Below are 20,788 nucleotides of genomic sequence, written 5' to 3'. Positions count from 1 at the left end.
AGTGTTGACCAGCTCAGCGCGGCGCTATCGCCGCCTGAGTCCCTTCCAAGCTCGCTGACAACGAACACTCAAGACCGCTGAGCGTTCGATGCGAGCAATTCCTTCAATATCGCCGCCGGGTCGGCTCGTTTTTGCTGACGATAATCCCCGACATGACGAACGAATAACGTTGCACGCGCCACCAGGCTCTTGCCCAGTACCGGTTTGCGCTCCAATTCTTCCTTGATGCGCTGAAACTGCGCCTGGATCACGGCATCGGTGTAACGCGTGCCGGTGGCCAGGTTGTCGATATAAATCGCCACCGCGCCATCCAGCGCGCTGCGGCCGTTGTCGATGGCCGTGGCGAACAGCGTGGCGCTGGCCTCGTCCTTGGCATCCAGGGCGGCTTGCCGGCTGTTCTGCAGATTGGTCAGGCGAATGTTGTAGTTGTTGACGGTCTCGGCCACCAAGGCCGACGACTGAATCAGGTTGCCCGCCGCTTCCTCGCGCTGCTGGGCGATGAGCGAGACGTTGCGCTTGAGCTCTTCGTTGACCAGCCCCAATTCGGCTTGCAGACGCGGGTCGACGCTGGCGGCGATGATGCTGTCCAGGCGCTTGGTCGGATCGTCGGCATCGTCGATGGCATCAGTCAGCGACGCCAGCCGCCCTTCTTTCTGCCATTGGGCAAACAATTCCTTGTAGCGCGAACGCGGCGCCGACAACGCACCGACGGCCACGCGAAAACCGGTGGTTTCGTTGCTTTGCTCGGTGCCGTCGGCGGCGAACAACGGGTATTCGCGGCGCATGCCGGTGAACAGCGTGCCCTCGCCTTCCAGGTAGTTGCCGCCCTTGACCACGAAGCCGCCATAGGCGCCCTGACGGCGACCGGCGTGCACCAACTGGAAGGATTCCTGGACCATCTCGGCGGCGTTGCCGACCACGTCGAACAGGCCAATCGGGTTCGGCAGTTTGGTGCCGATGGGCATCAGCCGCGCCGCCTGGCCGGTACCACCAGCGACCTGGTTGAACACCGCCCAATCGGCCAACGGCCCGTCGCTTTCACTGCCTTCCAGGCGCCTTGGGAACAGGCGCCCTTCCAGGTCCTGACGGCTCACGGCTTGCCCACCACGAGCGGCGAATTCCCACTCGACTTCCGTCGGCAAGCGCACAAAACCCAGCCCGCCGTCTTCGGCGGAAGTACCGCGACCGCTCACCGGCAGAAGATCCTTGTGGTATTTCATCAGCCAGGCGCTGTACACCGCCGAGAAGCGCTCAGCCTCGAACTTCGACAGTTTCACCTTGGGCAAACGCCCGGCCACGCCTTGGGGCAAATCGGCTTGCAAGGTTTCGCAGGCCGGCGCCGCTTCGCCGCTGGCCAGTGACTGCGCCTGGGCCATGACCTGGGCGTATTGCCGGGCCGTGACCTCATACTTGCCGATGAAGTACAGCATCGGTTTGAGCGGCGTCTTGGCGTCGGTCTTGGGCATCAACGGCGTGATGGTCTTGTTCCAGTCCTTGGGCAGGTCCTTGAGTGTGAACTGACCGTTGATGAAGTCGCGCCGGTAGCCGGAAATGAACGACTGCTGATAGCCCGCCTCGTCTTCGCTGAACGGGTAACCGAGGCTGATCTCGCGGTCGTCCAGGGTGCCCTGGGCGAGGATGTAGACGTAGCGAAACACCATCTGGCCTTCGCACGGCAGCGGCAGGCTGACGTCGTCGGGCAACGGCTTGGGGTTGTCCAGCTTGTCCGTGCCTTCATCTGCCCAGACCAAACCGGCGAGGCTCAGCGCCACGGCGGCGCCCAATAACTTATACATCGCGAATTCCTTCACACGCCTGGATGCGCGCCACCCGCCAGCCACCACAAGCCGCCGCGACGGCACTGACGCCGAGCACGGCCACCAGGGCCAAGGTGTAGTGACGCACCAACAGATGACTGGCGTATTCACCGGGCATCTGCGCAAATAAATAATTCAGGCCCGACTGCGCGAGGCCATACAGGCCGGCACTCAACAGGGCCGCAAAGGTGGCGCTGTAGAGCGCCTGCAACACCACGAACAGCAACAGCGCCGCGGTGGAAACCCCCAGCAGGCGCAACACCGACAGCTCCCGGCGCTTACGCTCGACCGCCGCCAGGGCACCGGCAAAGATCGCCGCGAACGCGCCGGCCAAGGCCAACCCGGCGATGATCCAGAACACGATCGACAGATTGCGGCTCAGCGATTGCACTTGTGCGATGGTCTGGGCCTGGGTCGATACCAACAGGTTTTGCCCGGCGAAATACTGCCGCAGCGGCTCGACATCGCCGAGGCTGCGGGCATACAAACGAAACGCCGGGTAGACCCGTTGCCCGGCTACGCCCGCGACATCCCCCGGCCAGCCGAACGCGGGCACGGCACGGCCGTCACGGTAATCCTCCGCCGCCTCCAGCAACGCCAGCGGCGCAAACAAGCCGTCGCGGGCGAAGGCTTCCAATGGCAGCACGTGCAGCACCTGCACGCGGGTGCGCTGCGCCTCGCTGCGACCGGCCACCTGCCGGCCGAAACTGGCCTGCAACCAATCGCCGGCCTTGGCGCCGAGCTTTTCAGCGGCGGTCTGGCTGAGCACCACTTGATCCAGGCCTTGCGGCACCGGCAAATGATCGAACAAGGGATCGCTGGCCGCGGTGGGAATCATCTCGACCGTGACGACCGACGCATCGCCGCTCAAATCCGCCGTAGCGGCGATCTGCCGGGTGCGCGGCAAAGCAAAGGCCACGTCGCTGCGCTGGCTCAATTGTTCGACGAACTCGGCACTGAAGCGACCGCCGCCCAAGGGGATGATTTCCCGGGTGGCCGGGTCGTTCTGCAAGCGTTCGGTGAGGCTGCTGACCAAGCCGAACTTCAGGCCGAACAGCACCAGCAACGGCGCCACCACGGCCACCAAAGCCAACACCGAGCAGGCCGATAGCCAGGCATCGTTGCGGTAATCCTGCCAGGCCAGGGAAGCCACCAGCGCGCCGCGCATCAGCAAGCCTCCCCGAGGGTGGCGGTGACACCGCCGTCGACATCGCGACGGCAACTGATGCGCCGCACCTGCAAACCGCTGGCGCGGGCCAGCGCTTCATCGTGGGTCGCGACCACACAGCAGACGCCGTGCTCGCGCGCCTGGGCCACCAGCAACTGCATGACGCGCTCGGCGTTCAGCGGGTCGAGGGCGGCGGTCGGTTCATCGGCCAGCAGCAGGCGCGGCCCATGGGCCAACGCCCGGGCACAGCTGACCCGCTGACGTTGGCCGACGGACAAATCCGCCGGTTTCTTGTCCAGTTGATCGGCAATGTCCAACTGCCCAGCCAGGCGCGTCACGCTTGCGTCATCCTTCAAGCCCAGCAATTTTCGCGACAACGCGATGTTGCCGCGCACATCCAGGAAGCCCAACAGGCCGCCGGTTTGCAGAACATAACCCAGGTAACGACTGCGCAGCTCAGCCAAGGTGCCCTGTTGCGACGCACGCCACAATTTGGCGATGTCCAGCGGCTTGTCGGCCGGCGTGAAGTCGAACTGGCCGGCCTGATCCGGCGCCAACACCAGCGCCAGCAAGTCCAGCAACGTGCTCTTGCCGCAGCCGCTGGGGCCGACCACCGCCAGTTGTTCACCGCCGCGCAAATGCAGCCGTGGAATCACCAGGCTGTAGCGCTGGCTGCCGGCGCCCCGGCTTTTATGCACTGCGTTCAGGGTCAGCATCACGGCAGCGTCGACAATGGAACGCGGTACAAGGCGTCACCCGGCTCGGCATCGCCGAAGCGCACCCAGTTGGCGAGGTCGTTGTGGAAGGTTTCGTAGAGGCGGATTTTCGAATCCAGCTCGTCGATGAAATCTTCCTGCTCGGCCACGCTCAAGGACAGCCACAGATCCTGGGTCATGTTCAGCGACTTGCTGCGGTACGGCAGCCCTTCGAGGTACTCGCCGAGAATCCCGCCGTCGGCCAGGTTGCCGCCCTTGCGCAGGGCCGACGGGTCGCGGCTCATGTAGGCACTGGCGCTGGCGATTTCCTGGAAGAAATCCTTGGGCGAACTCTGGGTCTTGCGGGCCGCGTCGACGATCAGCTTCAGCGACTGCTGCAGGTCGTTGAGTTGCAGCTTGGTCAGCATCACGCAGACCTGGAACGCCGGCAGTGCCGGGTTGGTCAGGTCGCGGTCGGCGGTCCAGGCGCTGACCAGTTGCGGCGCCTGGCTGGCGGATTTACGCCCCAAAAAGTCCATGTGCATCGCGTAGCCGACCGCGGCCGACTTGTCGGCCAGGCTCGGCGCGGCGCTCAACAGCGGCACGCTTTGCGCCTTGTTGCTGCGCACCTGATGCACCAGGTCGGCAAACACCGAACCGATCTCGTCGACGCGCTCGCCGAACTTGCGCACGTCGGCGCCCGGCACCGGAATGTACAGGTCACCGATCTGCGGGTTGGCGTCGGCGGTCAGGGTGCGGTACTGGCTCTGAGCGCCGGCATGGGTTTTCTTGCCGGCGTCGCTGAGCAGGTGCAAGGCGTAGATCTTGATCTGCTTGCCCAGTGCGGCCTGGCGCACTTCGGCCTCGTTCATTTGCGTGGCGGCAAACGGATCGTTCTTGCGCAGGGCCCCGGCGTCGGTGACCAACAGGATCAAACGCCCGCCGTAACCGGACCAGTCCATGCCTTCGACGGCTTCCATGACCCCGGCAAACGCATCTTCGTTGAACGAATGGCTCGACACCGTCGATGCCTTGACCTGACGCGCCAGCTCCATGAAGCGTTGCGGGTCGCGCCCCTGCTCCAGGGTGATCAAGGTCTTGGCGACGTATTCCAGGCCTGGAGTCTTCTTGATGCTGCTGCGGAAACCCACCATGCCGAAGCTGACACTATCCAACTCGCCGCGCTCGGCGATGCGGGTTTGCAGTTCGTGGACCACGTCGCGCACCTGGTCGATGTAGGGCTGCATCGACACGGTGGTGTCCACCACAAGCACCACGGCGGTACGGAACGCGTCGGCATTGGCGGTGGTGATCGGCGTGTTGCTCGACGCCTTTGGGGTATTGCCAGGATCGATCGACGCGACATTCAGCAACTGCACCGGCTGACCGTTTTCATCGAGGCTCTCGCGGGAATCGAAGATCGGCAACAGATAGAACTGGCTCTGCGGCACGGCGCTGGCGGCCGGCTCCAGGGCCAGCACTTGCTGGTCGTCCTGCGGGCTCTGCTGGGCCTTGAGCAACACGTTCTTGGCGGCCGATGGGTTAGCCAAGAGCTTTTCCACGTCGCCAGGCTGACGCAGGAACATCACCGGCGCACGGCCGGAACGTTCGGTGAACTTGAGCACCAGGCTCTGCTTCCAGTCGCTGACCTGGGCGGCGGGCAACCAGCCGTCGCTGCGCCCGTCAGTGGCGGCGCCGACCCGCACCCACGAACCGCCGTCGACGTCCTTGCGCTGATACACGTACAGCACGGAAAACGCCGGCAGCGCCTTGCCCGGTGCGGCGCCCGGCGCATCGGCGAGCTTCGCCCCCGGTTTGCTGAGCACGCGCTGGAACAGGGTTTTCTTGCCGGCCATCAACAGCGGACGCTGGCCACCATCGGCCTCGGTCGCCACGGGTGGCTGAGCCGGAGGGGCAACGGGTGGTTTGACCGCTGGCACTTCAGGGGTCTTCGGCGGCTTCACTTCCGGTGGCTTGACCGAGGTGGTCGTGGCCACTGGCGTCTTCACGTCTTTGCCGTCATCACCGGACAACCACCAATAACCCGCGCCACCCAACGCCAGCGCCACGGCGACCGCAACGGCAGCCAGGGCGAACACCGGCCCCTTGCGTTGCTCCGACACCGAGGATTGAACCGGCGGTTTTATCGGCGGCGCAACGGGCTTGGGCTGCGATTGTGGCGGCTGTGGTGAATAAGCCGGGCCGCTGGGAATGTCGATGGACATGGGCGTCAAACCCGCCAGGTCATCCACCGGTTTCGGCGTCTCCGGCAGTTGCAACGACAACGGTCGGATCAGCGTCGCTTCCGCCGACTCGTCTGGCAGGTTATCCAACGCCCGCAGCAACGCCGCCGCATCCGGGAAACGCTCCGCCGGATCCTTCGCCAGCAGCTTGCGCAACACGTCCTGGTAACGGCCATGGTGCACCGGCAGTTCCGGCAACGGTTCGGTCAGGTGTGCCAGGGCCGTGGACAGTGCGTCGTTGCCGGTATACGGCAGTTTGCCAACAAGGATTTCGTAGAGCACCACGCCCAGGGCATACAGGTCGGCGCGGCCGTCGATGTCTTGGCCACGGGCCTGTTCCGGGCTCATGTAGCTGGGCGTGCCGACGGCAAAGCCGGCCTGGGTGAACTGGGTGCGGTCGTCCAGGGACTTGGCGATGCCGAAGTCCGAGAGCACCGCCGTGCCATCGGCGCGGAACAGGATGTTGGCCGGCTTGACGTCACGGTGGACCAGGCCCAGCCCGTGGGCATAACCCAGGGCCGAGGCGATCTGGCGGATGTAGGTCAGGCCCTGCTCCGGCGTCAGGCCCGCGGCGATGCGTTCCTTGAGCGTGCCGTTGGGCAGGTACTCCATCGCCATGTAATACAGCTCACCGACGTTGCCGATGTCATGGATGGTGACGGTGTGCGGGTGCGACAGGCGCGCCAGCGTCTTGCCTTCGCGCAAAAAACGCTCGCAGAAGGTCGGGTCGGCCGCCAGTGCGGCGGCCATGACTTTCAACGCCACCTTGCGTTCCAGCGAACGCTGGGTCGCCAGGTACACGCTGGCCATCGCGCCTTCGCCGATCGGCCCTTCGATGTCGTAACCGGGGATGACAATGTTCAAGGTCAAGCTCATGACGGCACCTTCACAACCACCACGGTGATGTTGTCCGGCGCGCCGCGCATCAGGCCCAGGGACACCAGGCTGCTGGCGATTTCGCCGGGCTCGTCGTGGCTCAATACCTCGCGGATTTCATCGTCCTCGACGGTCTTGGTCAGCCCGTCGCTGCACAACAGGTAACTGTCGCCGGGCACCAGCAGCAGCTCGGTCAGCGCCAGGTTCAGTTGCGCCTCGACGCCAATCGCCCGGGTGACAATGTTGGCGCGTGGATGCACCCGCGCCTCGGCTTCGCTGAGCAGGCCGCTGTCCTGCAGATCCTGGACGTAGCTATGGTCGCGGGAGATGCCTTCGAGCACGCCGTCGCGCAGGCGATACAAACGGCTGTCACCGGCCCACAGGCACATGCCGCGCAGGTCGCGGGCGGCCAACACCACCACAGTGCTGCCCATCATCGTCACGCCACGGTTGGCGGTTTCTTCCCGCACGGCGGCGTTGACCCGCAACAGGTCGCTTTGCAGCGCCGCGACGTATTCGTCCAGCGAACGACCCACGGCAATGCCGCGCAGGCTGTCGACGATCAGGCTGCTGACGTAGTCGCCCGCCGCGTGCCCGCCCATGCCGTCGGCCACGACCCAGAGGCCGTTTTCCGGCAGGTCCAGGCAGGCGTCTTCGTTGACCTGGCGGACCATCCCGACATGGCTCTTGCTTGCAGACTTGATTGCTTTTCCGGCACTTGGACGCATCTACACAACACCTTCTTGGCCGAGCAAAAATTGCGCAAAATCAGCCGCCGCCGGCAGTCCCTGGCAGCGCATCAACCCCGGGGCAATGCGCTCCGATCCCTGGCCCCACCACAGGCTCGCGCCTTCGCAGGCTGCCTCGGCGAGGGCGCTCATGCGCCGTTGCGGGTCAGTGGCATCGAAGCGATGCAGGCTGGCAAAGCGGCTGCTCGGCGTGCGCGGCAGGTACATCGGGCTGCCCAGGGTCTCCAGCTGTTCGTTGAACGCCTCGAAACTGGCCTCGACACTCAACGTGCTCAGCAACAGGTTCTCGACCCGCTCAAACCACTCGTCCGCACCGCCCACCACCGACGCCGGGTCCGCGTCGGGCTCCAGCAGCATCGCGACAGTCAGCGGGAAATAACGGCCGACCCGGTCAATGCTCGGCATCACCACGCCGACCGCGGCGTCCGGGCCACACACACCCGGTGCGACCATGAAGCGCCACAGCGGGCTGACCAGATAGGCGTCCAGCCAGCGCTCGCCGAGGCTGGTCTGGCTGGCGAGCAAACCCGCCGCCAACCACGAATCCCACGGGCCGATAAAACTCTGAGGCAAGCCACGGCTGACGAAATCGCCGCGGCTGGCCAACTTTCCATAGAAGCCCGGTGTACTCATAGCCGCTCCGGCAGGCTGAAGCCGCTGAGCACCCGGCTCTTGAATGGGTTGAAGGCGCTGTTGGCCCGCAGCTCATAAGAGGCGCTGGCACCATCGACCCGCAGCCGCAGGTTGAAGCGATCCGGCGAGTTGCCGGCGGTCAGATCCGATTGTTCCAGCAGCCGGAACCAGGCCCACGGCCCATCCAGGGTGATGCCGGAGCGACCGCTGGACGACGGCGGCATGATCGAGATCCGCACCACGCCGATGCTGCCCGGGTTCGGCCACTGCATGGCGGTCGGCCGGCTTGGGCCGTGGTCGTAGCTCAGTTGCTGGCCGTCGAGGTCGAGCAGGAACTGGGTGATGGTCGAGTCCATCGCCACCGGCTTGAGTTCGAAACGCACCATCGGCTGCGTGCCACCGGAACGGAAGAACGCATCGCGGATGGTCGCCGCGCGCTGGAAGGTCTGCAGCACGCCAGGGGCGATGCCGAGCTTCTGCGCCGCGCCCGGCTGCCAGCGCCAGGTCGGGGTCGAGGTGTCGACGTAGGGTTGCAGGTACTTGCGGAAGTAGTTGTCCATCACCCCGCCGACGCCGAAGAACTGGCCGAAGTCATCCAGGGTCGCGTCCCGCGCACTGCCTGGCGACATCGGATAGCGCCCGGCCAGGGACTGGCGATAGATGTTCACCACTTCGCTGGTCCAAGCGGCGTTCAGTTGGTTGCGCACCCCGCCCATCATGCTGTTGGTGGTGGAGTTGACCACCGACTTGACCAGGCCCTGCACCAGCGGCGGCTGGCGTTCGGCATTAAGGCTGACGCGTGTAGCGGCGGCCGTGGCCTGGTTCTTGGCTTCGCCGAGCAAGGCGTCGCCGCTGGCACCGACCATGGCGCTGACCTGCACGTACAAAGCGTTCATGTCGGCCAGCAAACCGTCGATGGCCGCCGGCTCGCCTTCGCTTTTGCTGACGATGCTGTTGAGCTCGGCGAAGTGCGCGGTGATCGGATCATCGCTTTGCGCCGGTGCGTTTTGCGTCGCCTGCTCCTGGCCGAGCAAGCTGCCCAGGCGTTCCTTGAGCTTGTCCACACCGCCTTCTACCGGCGCACCTTGGGCAGCCAGCAGGCGTTCATCCTGTTGCAGGTCGGTTTCCTTCGCCACCGCCACCAGCAGTTTTTTCAACGGTGAGGTCGGGCCGGAAATCACCCGCAGCACATCGGCGGCCTGGGCCACGCTGGTGATCGGCACAAAGTCGATGTCGGCCAGCAAGGCGTCCCATTGGCGCAGGTAGTCCTGGAAGTACAGGCGACGCACATCGGCAGCCAGGCTGGCGACGTTCTGCTGATCGGCCTCTTCGTGGCCAAGCACCCATTGCTCTTCGGCCAGGGTGCCGGTCTGGCTCAGGCTGGTGAGCAAGAAGCCCTGGCGGTAACCCTTGACGGTGAAGAACCCGCTCAGCGGCTCGCCCAATGGCTTGCCGCTCTTGCGGCTGAACACCAGCGCCGCGTCACGCCCGGCGGCTTCGTTGATACGGAAGTCCGGGATGCCTTCGGGCAGCTTCTGGCGCTTGATCCGGTCATAGACCCGCTGGGCCACCGGCAATTGCTGCAACTGGCGGCGCAGGTCTTCGACCAGGCGAGGATCGAGGCGCGCGAGGGGCGGACGCCGCTCGAACAGCGCCTGCAAATGCGCGGTCAGGGCCTGGCGCTGCTCGGCCGGCAAATCCCGCGGCAGGCTGCGGTCCCAATCCAGGGCGATCCAGGCCTTGATGAAGTCGGCATCGTAATGCTCGGTGTCGGCGAGCATCAGGTAGGCCTTCAAGCCTTCGTAGAGGAAATCCGAATTGCCGCCGCTGTGCAGCTGCTCTTCGATCCGCGTCAGCAGACGTGGCGCGAACACCGCGATCAGCAGCTTGCGGTAGACGCTGCCGGACTCGGCTTCGAGCATGTCGCCCTGGTACAAGCCCAGGCCTTCGGCCCAGCTCGGTGCGTCGTCAGCCAGGTGTTTCACGGCGTTGAGCAACGGCAACACGGCGAGGACGTCGCGTTGCGCCGGGCTGAGGTTCTGCACGGTTTGCCCCAACGGCGCGACCTTCTGGTCGACCTGGGCAATGTAGGCCTGGTTGGCGCGATAGCTGACCCACCACAACGTGCTGACCACCAACACCAGCACCACGGTGGAGGCCAATACGCCGCGGGCGATCCACTTGCGCCGCCGCTCGACTTTCGGATCGACGCCCACCAGCCCGCGCTCGGCGAAGGCCACGGCGGTGAAGAGTTTTTCGATGAAATAACTGCGCCCGGTGCCGGTCTGGCGCGCCAGGTGCTGACGATCCAGGTTCATGCTCTGGGCCATGGAGCCGATCAGGCGGTCGATCGGGCTGCCTTCCTGGGTGCCACTGGTGAAATACACGCCACGCAGCAACACGCGCTCTTCGAAGGCGTTGGGTTTGAACACGCCTTCGAGGAAGCTTTGCAGGCAATCTTTCAAGGCGCCGAACTGCTGCGGGAAACCGTAGATCAGATCGCGCCGCGCCGGGTCGCGCTCTTGTTGCAGGCGTTCCACCAAGCGGTAGTTGAGCCGCTGCTCAAGGCCGGTGAATTCGCTTTGCAGGTGCGCCAGCGGGCTATCGCTGCTCTTGCCATCGTCCAGGGCGAAGGTCATGCCCCAGACCTGGGCGCGCTCTTCCTTGCTCAGGGTATCGAAATACTCCATGAACCCCGGCACGAGGTCGAGCTTGGTCAGCATCAGGTAGATCGGGAAGCGCACACCCAGTTGGGTGTACAGCTCCTGGATCCGCAGCCGGATTGCGGCGGCATGGGCGGCGCGCTCGGCGTCGCTGCCCAGCAGCAGGTCGGACAGGCTGATGGCGATGAACGCGCCATCAATCGGGCGCCGGGCCCGTTGTTTTTTCAACAGACCCAGGAAGCCCAGCCAGGCGGCCTTGTCGATGGTCGCGTCGCTGTCCTGGGTGGTGTAGCGGCCGGCGGTGTCGAGCAGGACCGCCTGGTCGGTGAACCACCAATCGCAATTGCGCGTGCCGCCGACACCGCGTACCGCACCGGCGCCCAGTTGCGCGGCCAGTGGGAAATGCAGCCCGGAGTTGACCAGCGCGGTGGTCTTGCCCGAACCCGGCGGGCCGATGATCACGTACCACGGCAGCTCGTAGAGGTTGCGGCGCTCGTCACCGCCCAGCTTGGCTTTCTTGAGCAGGGCCAAGGCTTCGTCCATGCGCTGGCGCAGGGTTTCGAGCTCTTCGGCGGTGGCGATGCTGGTCGGGTCCGGTGGGGTTTGCGCGGCCAGGCTGCGCATCACTTCGGCGGCCTGACGGCGCGCCTGGATGATGCGCAGCACCCGGTAGGCGATCCATACCGCGAACACCAGGATGATCAAGGCCCAGCGGCGGCCTTCGGGCACCAGCCAATCGAGCAGCGGGCCAACGAACCAGATGATCAGGCTCAGGGCGATCAGCCCCAGCAATGGGATGACCCAGCGGGTCATAAAACTGAAAAACGCCTTCACTCGACCCCCTCCGCCAATACTGTGATTTCAACCCGACGGTTGCGCGCACGCCCCTCTGTGGTGGCGTTGGATGCCAACGGCTCGGTGTCGCTGCGGCCTTCGGCGCTGAAGCGCTCGGGCTGGCCAGTCTTGGCCGAGAGAATTTGCAGCACCGATTGCGCCCGCGCTTCGGACAACGCCCAGTTGGACGGGAACCGGAGGGTGGCGATCGGCCGATTGTCGCTGTGCCCGGTGACCAGGACCTGGCCCTTGACCTTGCGCACCGCATCGGCGATGCGCAGCATCAGCGGCTGGAAATCGTCCTTGATGCTGGCGCTGCCCGAGGCGAACAGCTCATCGCCGCGGATGGTCACCACCGAGCGGTCGACGGCGTCTTCCACGGCAATGCGGTTGGCGCGGATTTCATCGGCGAGGAAACCGGCCAGGCGTGGGCGCTCGATCACCTTCGGTTGCACCACAGGGCGGTCGATGGTCTGCACCGGGATTTCACCGAGGAAATGAATGTTCTTGAACACCGGCTCGGCATCGGAGGCCAGCTTCATGCGCAGGCCGAACAGCAGCGCCAGCAACAGCGCCGCACCGATGGCCACGGCGATCCATGGCGGCATGAATTGCGCCAGTCGATCACGGGCCACAGTGACACCGCGCCAGTGCGGCGACAGCTCGCGCTCGTAGTCGCCACGGGCGCTGCGGATGACGGCGGCGGTGCGCTCACGCAACGCTTCCAGTTGGCTGCGACCGTCGTTCATCACCCGATAGCGCCCTTCGAAACCCAGGCACATGCACAGATACAAAAGCTCCAGCAGATACAGGCGCTCGCGCGGGCTTTGCAGGCAATGCTCCAGCAACTGGAACACCTTCTCGCCGCCCCAGGCTTCGTTGTGCACGGTGATCAACAGGCTCTGCTTGCCCCAATCGCTGGTGCCGCCCCACGGCGTGCTCAACACCGCTTCGTCCAGCGCGGTACACAAGGCGTAGCGGGCCAGCAACACATCGTTGCGTACCACACCGGCGGCCTCGGCACGCTCTTCGAACTGGCGCAGGTAGGCCAGCAGTTGTGCGCGCAGACTGGCCGGCGCCGGGTGGGCAATGGTGTTGCGCAGGCGCGTCAGCAGCGCCAGCAGCGGGCCGGCGGCGCTTTCCAGCGGGTTGAGCCCCTCGGCCTTGCCGGTCAGCACCGGCGCGGCCGGCATCGACAGCGGTGCAGGCGCAGGCGCAGGCGTCGGCTGTGGCCGGCCAGCGTCCGGGCGGAAGGGATCTCCACCACGGCCACCGGGCGTCGGCATGAACTGGGTACGATCGTCGTTACTCATCGCGGCTTATCCTCGGATCGCCCAGAAGGCCAGGTTCAGCCCTGGGAACTGGCCGGCGATGTGGAACGCAAAGCCGCCGGAGTTGCTCAGTTGCTGCCAGTGATCGCTGCCCCGGTCGAGCTCGTAGTAAGTGGAGCCGGCGTGGTACGGCAACTGCCGTGGCGCCACCGGCAACGGCAGCAGGCCGATGCCCGGCAGTTGCAGGTTGACCAGGTCGCGGATGTGCTCCACCGAACCGACCTTGCTCTGCTGGCCGAAGCGGCCACGCAGGGTCTCGGCCGGCACGTCGGCGCGCACCACCAGGATGAAACTGGCACTGTCGAGCAGGGTCTTGTCGGCCAGCATCGCCACGTGGATGCCGTAGGCTTTCTCGACAATCGGAATTGGCGTCGCCTTGCTGTCGATCAGCATCGACAGGGCTTCGCGCAGGGCCTGCATCACGGGCGCGTAGCTGAGCGCCAGGTCATCGTGCTGGTAAGGCGGGTATTGCTGCGGTCGGCGCCCGGACGCGGTGAACGTGGAGAACTCCCCGGCCAGGCTCACCAGCTCGCTGTAGAAACGCTCGGGATGCAGCGGGCTCAACTGGCTCAGGTGCTGGATCAGCGGCTGGGCGCGGTTGACCAGTTGCAACAGCATGAAATCGGCAATTTCCGAGGCGCCACCGGCGCCGGACGCCACTACCCGCCCGGCCAGGGCTTCGCCGCGTTGATGCAGCAGGCCCAGCAGTTCGCTGCGAAACGCCGCCAGTGGCTTGGAGGCGATCACATCCAACAGCGGCGGGATGTAGGCGTCGTCGAGTACCAATGCACGGTCGGCGCGCTTTTCCTTGATGCGAACCACGCCGATGGCGGCGTAGTCGCCGATGCCATCCTGTTCGGTCAACAGCCGCAGCGCCCGTGAGCCGAGGGCCACCGGTGCGCGGTTTTCGAACGGTGCGTTGTCGTCACGCACTTCGCACACCTGGCTCACATAACGCGCAGCGCCGAGGTCTTCGCCTTCGTCCACGGTGTCCCGGGCGCCGGCGCGCTTGAGCGGCAAGGCCAGGTACACCAGGCCATCGCGCAGGTTGTCGTCGACGTTCAGCGGGGTTGGTGCCAGGTCATCCTGGGGAATGTTGAAGGGCGTACCGTCCGGCAACAGGCCGCGCGCCGAGATGATCGCCAGCTTGCCCTGGGCCAGCAGGCCCTGGTCGATCAGCAATTCGGAAAAACCCCAGGCGCCGGCCGACAACGGGCGGCTGCGTGCGTCGATGAGGTTTTCCAGGTAACGGTCATGCTGTTGGAAGTGCTGCGTTCCAATGAACATGCCTTCCGACCAGACCACGCGATTGTTCCAGGACATGGGGGCTCCGATTGCTTATTGGGCAGGGCTGGATGGGGGGACGACGACGGCGCTGCGCACGGCGCGCACATCGAGGCTGATCTGGTATTCGGTGTATTCGCGCGCCGGGACGTTCATCACCGTGCGCCACAGCGACTGGTCCAGCTCGCGATAGCCCACCAGTATTCCGATATGCCGCGTGGCCGGGTCGAGGTCGCGTTGCAGGCTCAGTTGCTGGCCGGGCTGGATCAGCACCTCGTCCTGGTCGATCAGGTCGGCGCCCAGCGTTGCCTGGGCCCGTTCGGCGAGGGCGAAATAATCGGCACGGCCGAAGGTCGCGGCATTTTTCAGTTCGAAAATGCGCACCCGGACCGGGGCCGGCTGGCCGGTGGCGCCGGGGTTGAGGCCGGCAATGGCGTGAAAGTGCAGCTCGATGGCGGCGGTGTCGGCCTCAGCTTCTTCGGGCTGGGGGTTGGCCGCATCCTTGGCGCACGCCGTCAGCAGAAGCACGGTGGCGACTGCGAGTAAAAACCTGGGAATCATCCTGCGTCCTCAATGACGTTTGAGCTATCCGTTGTGTGCCGATCAATCTTGTTATGGGACGACGCCGCTTAGCGGCGTCGCTGTCGCGTACTGTGTTCTTCGTAGGCGCGGCTGAACTCGCGACCGAACAGGTCCTGGAAATCCTCCTGGGCTTCCCGGGAAATGTTGCTGTAGAGCTCGGTAAACTGCTGCCAGTACTGGGCCTGTCGCGAGCCGCTGAAAATACCCGAGAGCCCACCGGGCTTGGCCATGCGCTCTTCCAGTTGCGCCGGCTCGAAACGCCCCAGCAAATGCTTGATGGCCGCTTCCACGCCGGCCATCACCGCCAGTTGGTGGGCCCGCAAGTCATCGAAACTGTCACGCACCGCCGCGTCCGGGGCCATGAACGCCTGGTTGCCGTGGCGCAACAGCAACAGCAAGGCTTCATCCACATTGGGGGCGAATTTCAGCGGGTTGTTTTCCACCGGCTGGATCATCGTCTGCTGGATGCGGAACTCACCCTTGAGGCTGCTGCGGGCGCGCAAGACATCGATCAGGCCTTCGACCATCAACCGGTAACTGCGCCCGATGCTTTCCATCTGTGCTTCGGCGTTGGCCTTGTCCAGGCGCAACTGATCGAGCCCGGCACCGCGCAGGAAGGCTTGCAGCAAATCGGGTTGGTTGGCCTCGATCGGGGTAACTGGAGCGACCGGAGCAACTGGAGCGACCGAAGCAACTTGAGCAACTGGAGCAACTGGAGCAACTGGAGGTGCGACCGGGGGCTCGACGCGGGTGACCGACGCTTCGGGCACGGGTGCCGGCGGCGGTGCGCTGATTTCAGCAAAAATGTCGACGAGCGGGGCCTGCGGGACAGGCGACGCGACCGGCTCAACCACAGGTGGTAGCGGCACCGGCTGCGGGGCCACGGGCTGCGGGGCTACCGCCACCGGAACCGGCTTATCGCTGAAGGGATCCCAGTCATCCGGAATCACCGAGGCAGACGGCGGTATCACCGGCTCCACCACGGGCGGTGGGCTCGGCCGGGGAATTGGCGTCGGCGGGCGGAAGTTGTGCTGCTCGGCCGGCACATGGTCAGGCTGGGTGGCCGGCGGGACACTGGCTGGGGTCAAGAAATCGAACAGGTCCGGCAGGGTATCCATGGCCGACCCGCCCTGGAAATGCGCAGGCGGAGCCGCTTGGATCGGCGATGGCGTATGAAGCGGCGACGGCGTATGCACCGCTGCGCCCTGGCGCCCCATCAAGGCCTCGAAACTGCTGGGCGATTCGGCAAACGGGTTGCTGTCGGTGACCGGCAGGCTGAAATCGACGCGCGCCTGGATCTCATAATCACCGATGCGGATCACTTCGCCGTCTTGCAGGGGTTCGCTGTTGCCCTTGCGCAGGCGAACACCGGCCTTGACCAATTCCACACCATTAGTACTGTTATCAGTTAAATAATAACGCCCGTCTTTGTATTGGATAACGCAATGTTTGCCGGAAACCAGGCGCTCAGGGTCCGGCAATACCCAGTCATTATCGGAATTACGGCCAATTGCCATCACCCCCTGATCCATGGACTTTTCAGAACACTGGCCTGGGGTGATCTTGTGATAACTAGTGATAGTCAAACACAGCGGCATCTTGCCTCCTTGCTGAATACTTCGCGCGCGGGCGGGGGTGAGGGGTCAGGCCCTGACTACCCGCCGGCAACCTTTGCCAACAGCCGTGAAACGGCTTTTTGCCAGCATGATTGCTGATCATAACCGGCTTGCGTGACAAAAACCCCACGTCAGTTGCCGCTTCGACCGATGGGTCGGGCAGGCTGTTAAGCCCATCACAACTGTTACAGAGGGGATACATTGGTGAAATAGCTTACCTTGACAAGCGATAAGTACTACACCAAAAATGCACAACTTCTTGAATATACATGATGGCACTTTAAGATCAGCGCAAGTCTAAAGGGCCATTACCGTCAAGGAACATGTGAGTTTCATCCGAAACTTGCGTGTGAACTGCCCGACTTTCTTCAGCGGGTGATAGGGAGATCGATCCAAGTGGATGTGCCTTTGTTGCTCGCCGCCGTTTCCGCGACTTCGCCGTGTGGTGAAGATTTGGAATATGACGCGGATTTCTTGCGCCTGGAACGCGACTCCCGGGGCCAGCCCGAACGCAGCATGGGCGATTCGATCCTGCCTGCCGAACCTCCTGAGTGGCGCAGCATCCAGCAGCAGAGCCTGGACTTGCTGCAACGCAGCAAAGACCTGCGCATCACCCATTTCCTGTTGCAAAGCTCCCTGGCCCTCGAAGGCCTGCCGGGCATGGCCCGTGTGCTGACGCTGATCAGCGAACTGCTCAAGCAGTACTGGGCCGAGTTGCATCCGCGCCTGGACGCCGAGGACGACAACGACCCCACCGTGCGCATCAATGCCCTCGCCGGCCTGACGTCCGACATCACCATTCGCTTGCTGCGCGAGAGCATCCTGGCCCGCTCGCGGACCTTCGGTGCCGTCAGCCTGCGCGCCGCCGCCAACGCCAGCGGCCTGCAAAGTTTCCCGGATGAAAACCTCGGCGCCGAACAGCTCGCCGGGGCCCTGCTCGACAGCGACCCCGAGCAGTTGGAAATCACCCGTGCCGCCCTGCTGGAAGCCCGCAGCGCCGCCGAAGCCATCGAGCAGCAAGTCAGCGACCAGGTCGGTTCCGCCCAAGGCGTGGACCTTGGCCCGCTGAAGCAACCGCTGAAGATGGCCCTGCAGATTCTCGGCCAGTTCGCCCCGCAGAGCGGCGACAGCGCCCTGTCCGATCCCGTCAGCGACGACAGCGCCGCGCCAACGGAATATGCCAGCGCGCCAAGCACGCCGCGCAACACCAGCACGAGCACCGTCAGCGGCGAAATCAACAACCGCGACGACGTGCTGCGCAGCCTGGACCGGATTCTCGCTTACTACACCCGTCATGAGCCCTCCAGCCCGCTGCCGGTGCTGTTGAACCGGGCCAAGAATCTGGTGCACGCCGACTTCGCGGCCATTGTGCGCAACCTGATTCCCGACGGCATGAGTCAATTTGAAAACCTGCGCGGCCCAGACAGCGAATAAAAAGCGAACGGATCACGCAGTCACGTCACCGGTACCCCCGATGACGCCAACACCGTCGCTCAAGCGACCAGGAGCAGCAACGTGGCGAAGCAAAGTTCTCAGAAATTCATCGCGCGCAACCGCGCGCCTCGAGTGCAGATCGAGTACGACGTCGAGCTCTACGGCGCCGAGAAGAAGGTCCAGTTGCCCTTCGTCATGGGCGTGATGGCCGACCTCGCCGGCAAGCCCGCCGAGCCTCTGGCAGCGGTGGCTGATCGCAAGTTCCTCGAGATCGACGTCGATAACTTCGACTCGCGCCTCAAGGCCATGCAGCCGCGCGTGGCGTTCCATGTGCCTAACGAACTGACCGGCGAAGGCAACCTGAGCCTGGACCTGACGTTCGAAAGCATGGACGACTTCAGCCCGGCGGCCGTGGCCCGCAAGGTCGACTCGCTGAACAAGCTGCTCGAAGCGCGCACCCAGTTGGCCAACCTGCTGACCTACATGGACGGCAAGACCGGCGCCGAAGAAATCATCATGAAGGCGATCAAGGACCCAGCGCTGTTGCAGGCCCTGGCGAGCGCGCCGAAGCCAGCACAGGACCAATGATCATGACTGACAATACAGCTCGCGAAGGCGTGCAAAACCTGGGCGCAACCGAAGAAACCAGCGAGTTCGCGTCCCTGCTGCTGCAAGAATTCAAACCCAAGACCGAGCGCGCCCGCGAAGCCGTCGAAACGGCCGTACGCACCCTGGCCGAACAGGCCCTGGCGCAGACCGACCTGGTGTCCAATGACGCCATCAAGTCGATCGAATCGATCATCGCCGCCATCGACGCCAAGCTCACCGCCCAGGTCAACCAGGTCATCCACCACCCCGACTTCCAGCAACTGGAAAGCGCCTGGCGTGGCCTGCACTACCTGGTCAACAACACCGAGTCCGATGAGCAGCTCAAGATCCGCGTGCTCAACATCTCCAAGACCGACCTGCACAAGACCCTGAAGAAATTCAAGGGCACCGCGTGGGACCAGAGCCCGATCTTCAAGAAGATGTACGAAGAAGAATACGGCCAGTTCGGCGGCGAGCCTTACGGCTGCCTGGTAGGCGACTACTACTTCGACCAGTCGCCACCGGATGTCGAGCTGCTGGGCGAACTGTCGAAAGTCTGCGCGGCCATGCACTCCCCGTTCATCGCTGCGGCATCGCCGACCGTGATGGGCATGGGCTCGTGGCAGGAACTGTCGAACCCGCGCGACCTGACCAAGATCTTCACCACCCCGGAATACGCCGGCTGGCGCTCGCTGCGTGAATCGGAAGACTCGCGCTACATCGGCCTGACCATGCCACGCTTCCTGGCGCGCCTGCCGTACGGCGCCAAGACCGACCCGGTGGAAGCCTTCGCCTTCGAAGAAAACACCGACGGTGCCGACAGCTCCAAGTACACCTGGGCCAACGCCGCCTACGCGATGGCGGTGAACATCAACCGTTCGTTCAAACACTTCGGCTGGTGCTCGCGCATCCGTGGCGTGGAGTCCGGCGGTGAAGTGGAAAACCTGCCAGCCCACACCTTCCCGACCGACGACGGTGGCGTGGACATGAAGTGCCCAACCGAAATCGCCATCTCGGACCGCCGTGAAGCGGAGCTGGCGAAGAACGGTTTCATGCCGCTGCTGCACAAGAAAAACACCGACTTCGCCGCGTTCATCGGCGCCCAGTCGCTGCAGAAACCGGCCGAATACGACGACCCGGACGCCACCGCCAACGCCAACCTGGCCGCGCGCCTGCCGTACCTGTTCGCCACTTGCCGTTTCGCCCATTACCTCAAGTGCATCGTGCGCGACAAGATCGGTTCCTTCAAAGAGAAGGACGAGATGCAGCGCTGGTTGCAGGACTGGATCCTCAACTACGTCGACGGTGACCCGGCGCACTCCACCGAGACCACCAAGGCCCAGCACCCGCTGGCTGCAGCCGAAGTGATCGTCGAAGAAGTCGAAGGCAACCCGGGGTACTACAACTCCAAGTTCTACCTGCGCCCGCACTACCAGCTCGAAGGGCTGACCGTGTCGTTGCGCCTGGTATCGAAACTGCCTTCGGCCAAGGGCGCATAAAGATTTACTGAACGGTGCAAGGCCAATGTGGGAGCGAGCTTGCTCGCGATGGCGGTGGATCAGTTGTCATGCGTATGTCTGACACTGCGCTATCGCGAGCAAGCTCGCTCCCACAGGCGATCTTCAGTGGCTTGGAGATCATCGGAACCGTTCGGCACGTGTAATTTCGCAAGGTCAGCGTCAACCAAACAATGTGGTAGAGACCACACAGGGAGAAAACATGGCTGTTGATATTTTCATCAAGATTGGCGACATCAAGGGCGAGTCCATGGACAAGGCCCACAAGGACGAGATCGATGTCCTGAACTGGAGCTGGGGCATGTCCCAGTCCGGCAACATGCACGTGGGCAGCGGCGGTGGTGCGGGCAAGGTCAACGTCCAGGACCTGTCCCTGACCAAGTACGTCGACAAGGCGTCGCCGAACCTGATGATGCACTGCGCCAGCGGCAAGCACATCGACAAGGTCAAGCTGACCGTGCGCAAGGCCGGCGGTGAAAGCCAGGTCGAGTACATGATCATCAACCTGGAAGAAGTGCTGGTCACTTCCCTGAGCACCGGCGGCTCGGGCGGCGATGATCGCCTGACTGAAAACGTCACCCTGAACTTCGCCAAGGTGCTGGTGGACTACCAGCCACAGAAAGCCGACGGCACCAAGGAAGGCGGTCCGGTCAAGTTCGGCTGGAACATCCGTCAGAACGTCAAGGTGTAATCGAACACGCCCCCGGTGCCACGCGCCGGGGGTGTTTGGTGCTTGCTCGAATCCAATTCTTTCCCAC

Annotated in this window: 15 protein-coding genes; 4 read left to right on the top strand and 11 right to left on the bottom strand. The window is 64.2% G+C overall.

From position 1 onward, the window contains the following. Positions 1–68 precede the first annotated feature (68 nt). The 11 genes from F7R20_RS07215 to tagH form a co-directional block, all read right to left on the bottom strand. Positions 69–1,796 (bottom strand): formylglycine-generating enzyme family protein, encoded by a 1,728-nt coding sequence (locus tag F7R20_RS07215; RefSeq protein WP_003206903.1) that lies wholly within the window; start codon positions 1,794–1,796, stop codon positions 69–71. Further along, positions 1,789–2,985, bottom strand: coding sequence for an ABC transporter permease (locus tag F7R20_RS07210; protein WP_003206905.1), 1,197 nt, complete (start codon positions 2,983–2,985; stop codon positions 1,789–1,791). The genes F7R20_RS07215 and F7R20_RS07210 overlap by 8 nt, the downstream gene beginning before the upstream one ends. Beyond that, positions 2,985–3,701: an ABC transporter ATP-binding protein gene (locus F7R20_RS07205; RefSeq protein WP_003206906.1), complete on the bottom strand. Its 717-nt coding sequence runs from the start codon at positions 3,699–3,701 to the stop codon at positions 2,985–2,987. The genes F7R20_RS07210 and F7R20_RS07205 overlap by 1 nt, the downstream gene beginning before the upstream one ends. Beyond that, on the bottom strand, positions 3,701–6,799 hold the full coding sequence (locus F7R20_RS07200; protein WP_033028160.1) for a serine/threonine-protein kinase: 3,099 nt from the start codon (positions 6,797–6,799) through the stop codon (positions 3,701–3,703). The genes F7R20_RS07205 and F7R20_RS07200 overlap by 1 nt, the downstream gene beginning before the upstream one ends. Next, positions 6,796–7,527, bottom strand: coding sequence for a PP2C family protein-serine/threonine phosphatase (locus F7R20_RS07195; protein WP_003206909.1), 732 nt, complete (start codon positions 7,525–7,527; stop codon positions 6,796–6,798). Before F7R20_RS07195 ends, F7R20_RS07200 begins: the two co-directional genes overlap by 4 nt. Further along, the gene (tagF, locus tag F7R20_RS07190; RefSeq protein WP_003206910.1) at positions 7,528–8,181 is read right to left on the bottom strand and encodes a type VI secretion system-associated protein TagF; all 654 of its coding nucleotides are present in this window, start codon (positions 8,179–8,181) and stop codon (positions 7,528–7,530) included. It abuts the gene before it with no gap. After that, on the bottom strand, positions 8,178–11,678 hold the full coding sequence (gene tssM, locus F7R20_RS07185; RefSeq protein ID WP_003206913.1) for a type VI secretion system membrane subunit TssM: 3,501 nt from the start codon (positions 11,676–11,678) through the stop codon (positions 8,178–8,180). Before tssM ends, tagF begins: the two co-directional genes overlap by 4 nt. After that, entirely contained in the window at positions 11,675–12,991 is a 1,317-nt protein-coding gene (locus tag F7R20_RS07180) for a DotU family type VI secretion system protein (RefSeq protein ID WP_003206915.1), read from the bottom strand. The genes tssM and F7R20_RS07180 overlap by 4 nt, the downstream gene beginning before the upstream one ends. 6 nt (positions 12,992–12,997) lie before the next feature. Continuing rightward, positions 12,998–14,332, bottom strand: a complete 1,335-nt coding sequence (gene tssK, locus F7R20_RS07175) for a type VI secretion system baseplate subunit TssK (protein WP_003206916.1) — start codon at positions 14,330–14,332, stop codon at positions 12,998–13,000. Between the two features lie 15 nt (positions 14,333–14,347). Beyond that, entirely contained in the window at positions 14,348–14,854 is a 507-nt protein-coding gene (gene tssJ, locus F7R20_RS07170) for a type VI secretion system lipoprotein TssJ (RefSeq protein WP_003206918.1), read from the bottom strand. Positions 14,855–14,922: 68 nt separating this feature from the next. Continuing rightward, on the bottom strand, positions 14,923–16,473 hold the full coding sequence (gene tagH / locus F7R20_RS07165) for a type VI secretion system-associated FHA domain protein TagH (protein WP_003206920.1): 1,551 nt from the start codon (positions 16,471–16,473) through the stop codon (positions 14,923–14,925). Between the two features lie 414 nt (positions 16,474–16,887). Between tagH and tssA the strand changes: the two genes are divergently transcribed. The 4 genes from tssA to F7R20_RS07145 all read left to right on the top strand — a co-directional run bounded on the left by tssA (position 16,888) and on the right by F7R20_RS07145 (position 20,721). Then, a complete protein-coding gene (gene tssA / locus F7R20_RS07160; RefSeq protein WP_003206922.1) occupies positions 16,888–17,925 on the top strand; it encodes a type VI secretion system protein TssA in 1,038 nt (345 codons plus the stop codon). An 81-nt stretch (positions 17,926–18,006) separates the two neighbouring features. Then, complete coding sequence (tssB, locus tag F7R20_RS07155; protein WP_003206923.1) at positions 18,007–18,513, top strand: type VI secretion system contractile sheath small subunit; 507 nt, start codon at positions 18,007–18,009, stop codon at positions 18,511–18,513. A gap of 2 nt (positions 18,514–18,515) precedes the next feature. Beyond that, on the top strand, positions 18,516–20,012 hold the full coding sequence (gene tssC / locus F7R20_RS07150) for a type VI secretion system contractile sheath large subunit (protein ID WP_003206925.1): 1,497 nt from the start codon (positions 18,516–18,518) through the stop codon (positions 20,010–20,012). A gap of 220 nt (positions 20,013–20,232) precedes the next feature. Beyond that, the gene (locus F7R20_RS07145) at positions 20,233–20,721 is read left to right on the top strand and encodes an Hcp family type VI secretion system effector (RefSeq protein WP_003206927.1); all 489 of its coding nucleotides are present in this window, start codon (positions 20,233–20,235) and stop codon (positions 20,719–20,721) included. Positions 20,722–20,788 lie beyond the last annotated feature (67 nt).

Origin of the sequence: Pseudomonas brassicacearum subsp. brassicacearum, from assembly GCF_008801605.1 — a bacterium.
Classification (GTDB): domain Bacteria; phylum Pseudomonadota; class Gammaproteobacteria; order Pseudomonadales; family Pseudomonadaceae; genus Aquipseudomonas; species Aquipseudomonas brassicacearum.
The sequence above is the reverse complement of the archived record's forward strand: the minus strand, read 5'-3'. Positions and strand labels throughout refer to the sequence as shown.

Bases quoted from the DNA above. Each gene is read 5' to 3' on its own strand.
- F7R20_RS07215 (WP_003206903.1), bottom strand. From the start codon at position 1,796: ATGTATAAGTTATTGGGCGCCGCCGTGGCGCTGAGCCTCGCCGGTTTG.
- F7R20_RS07210 (WP_003206905.1), bottom strand. From the start codon at position 2,985: ATGCGCGGCGCGCTGGTGGCTTCCCTGGCCTGGCAGGATTACCGCAAC.
- F7R20_RS07205 (WP_003206906.1), bottom strand. From the start codon at position 3,701: ATGCTGACCCTGAACGCAGTGCATAAAAGCCGGGGCGCCGGCAGCCAG.
- F7R20_RS07200 (WP_033028160.1), bottom strand. From the start codon at position 6,799: ATGAGCTTGACCTTGAACATTGTCATCCCCGGTTACGACATCGAAGGG.
- F7R20_RS07195 (WP_003206909.1), bottom strand. From the start codon at position 7,527: ATGCGTCCAAGTGCCGGAAAAGCAATCAAGTCTGCAAGCAAGAGCCAT.
- tagF (WP_003206910.1), bottom strand. From the start codon at position 8,181: ATGAGTACACCGGGCTTCTATGGAAAGTTGGCCAGCCGCGGCGATTTC.
- F7R20_RS07180 (WP_003206915.1), bottom strand. From the start codon at position 12,991: ATGAGTAACGACGATCGTACCCAGTTCATGCCGACGCCCGGTGGCCGT.
- tssK (WP_003206916.1), bottom strand. From the start codon at position 14,332: ATGTCCTGGAACAATCGCGTGGTCTGGTCGGAAGGCATGTTCATTGGA.
- tssJ (WP_003206918.1), bottom strand. From the start codon at position 14,854: ATGATTCCCAGGTTTTTACTCGCAGTCGCCACCGTGCTTCTGCTGACG.
- tagH (WP_003206920.1), bottom strand. From the start codon at position 16,473: ATGCCGCTGTGTTTGACTATCACTAGTTATCACAAGATCACCCCAGGC.
- tssC (WP_003206925.1), top strand. From the start codon at position 18,516: ATGACTGACAATACAGCTCGCGAAGGCGTGCAAAACCTGGGCGCAACC.
- F7R20_RS07145 (WP_003206927.1), top strand. From the start codon at position 20,233: ATGGCTGTTGATATTTTCATCAAGATTGGCGACATCAAGGGCGAGTCC.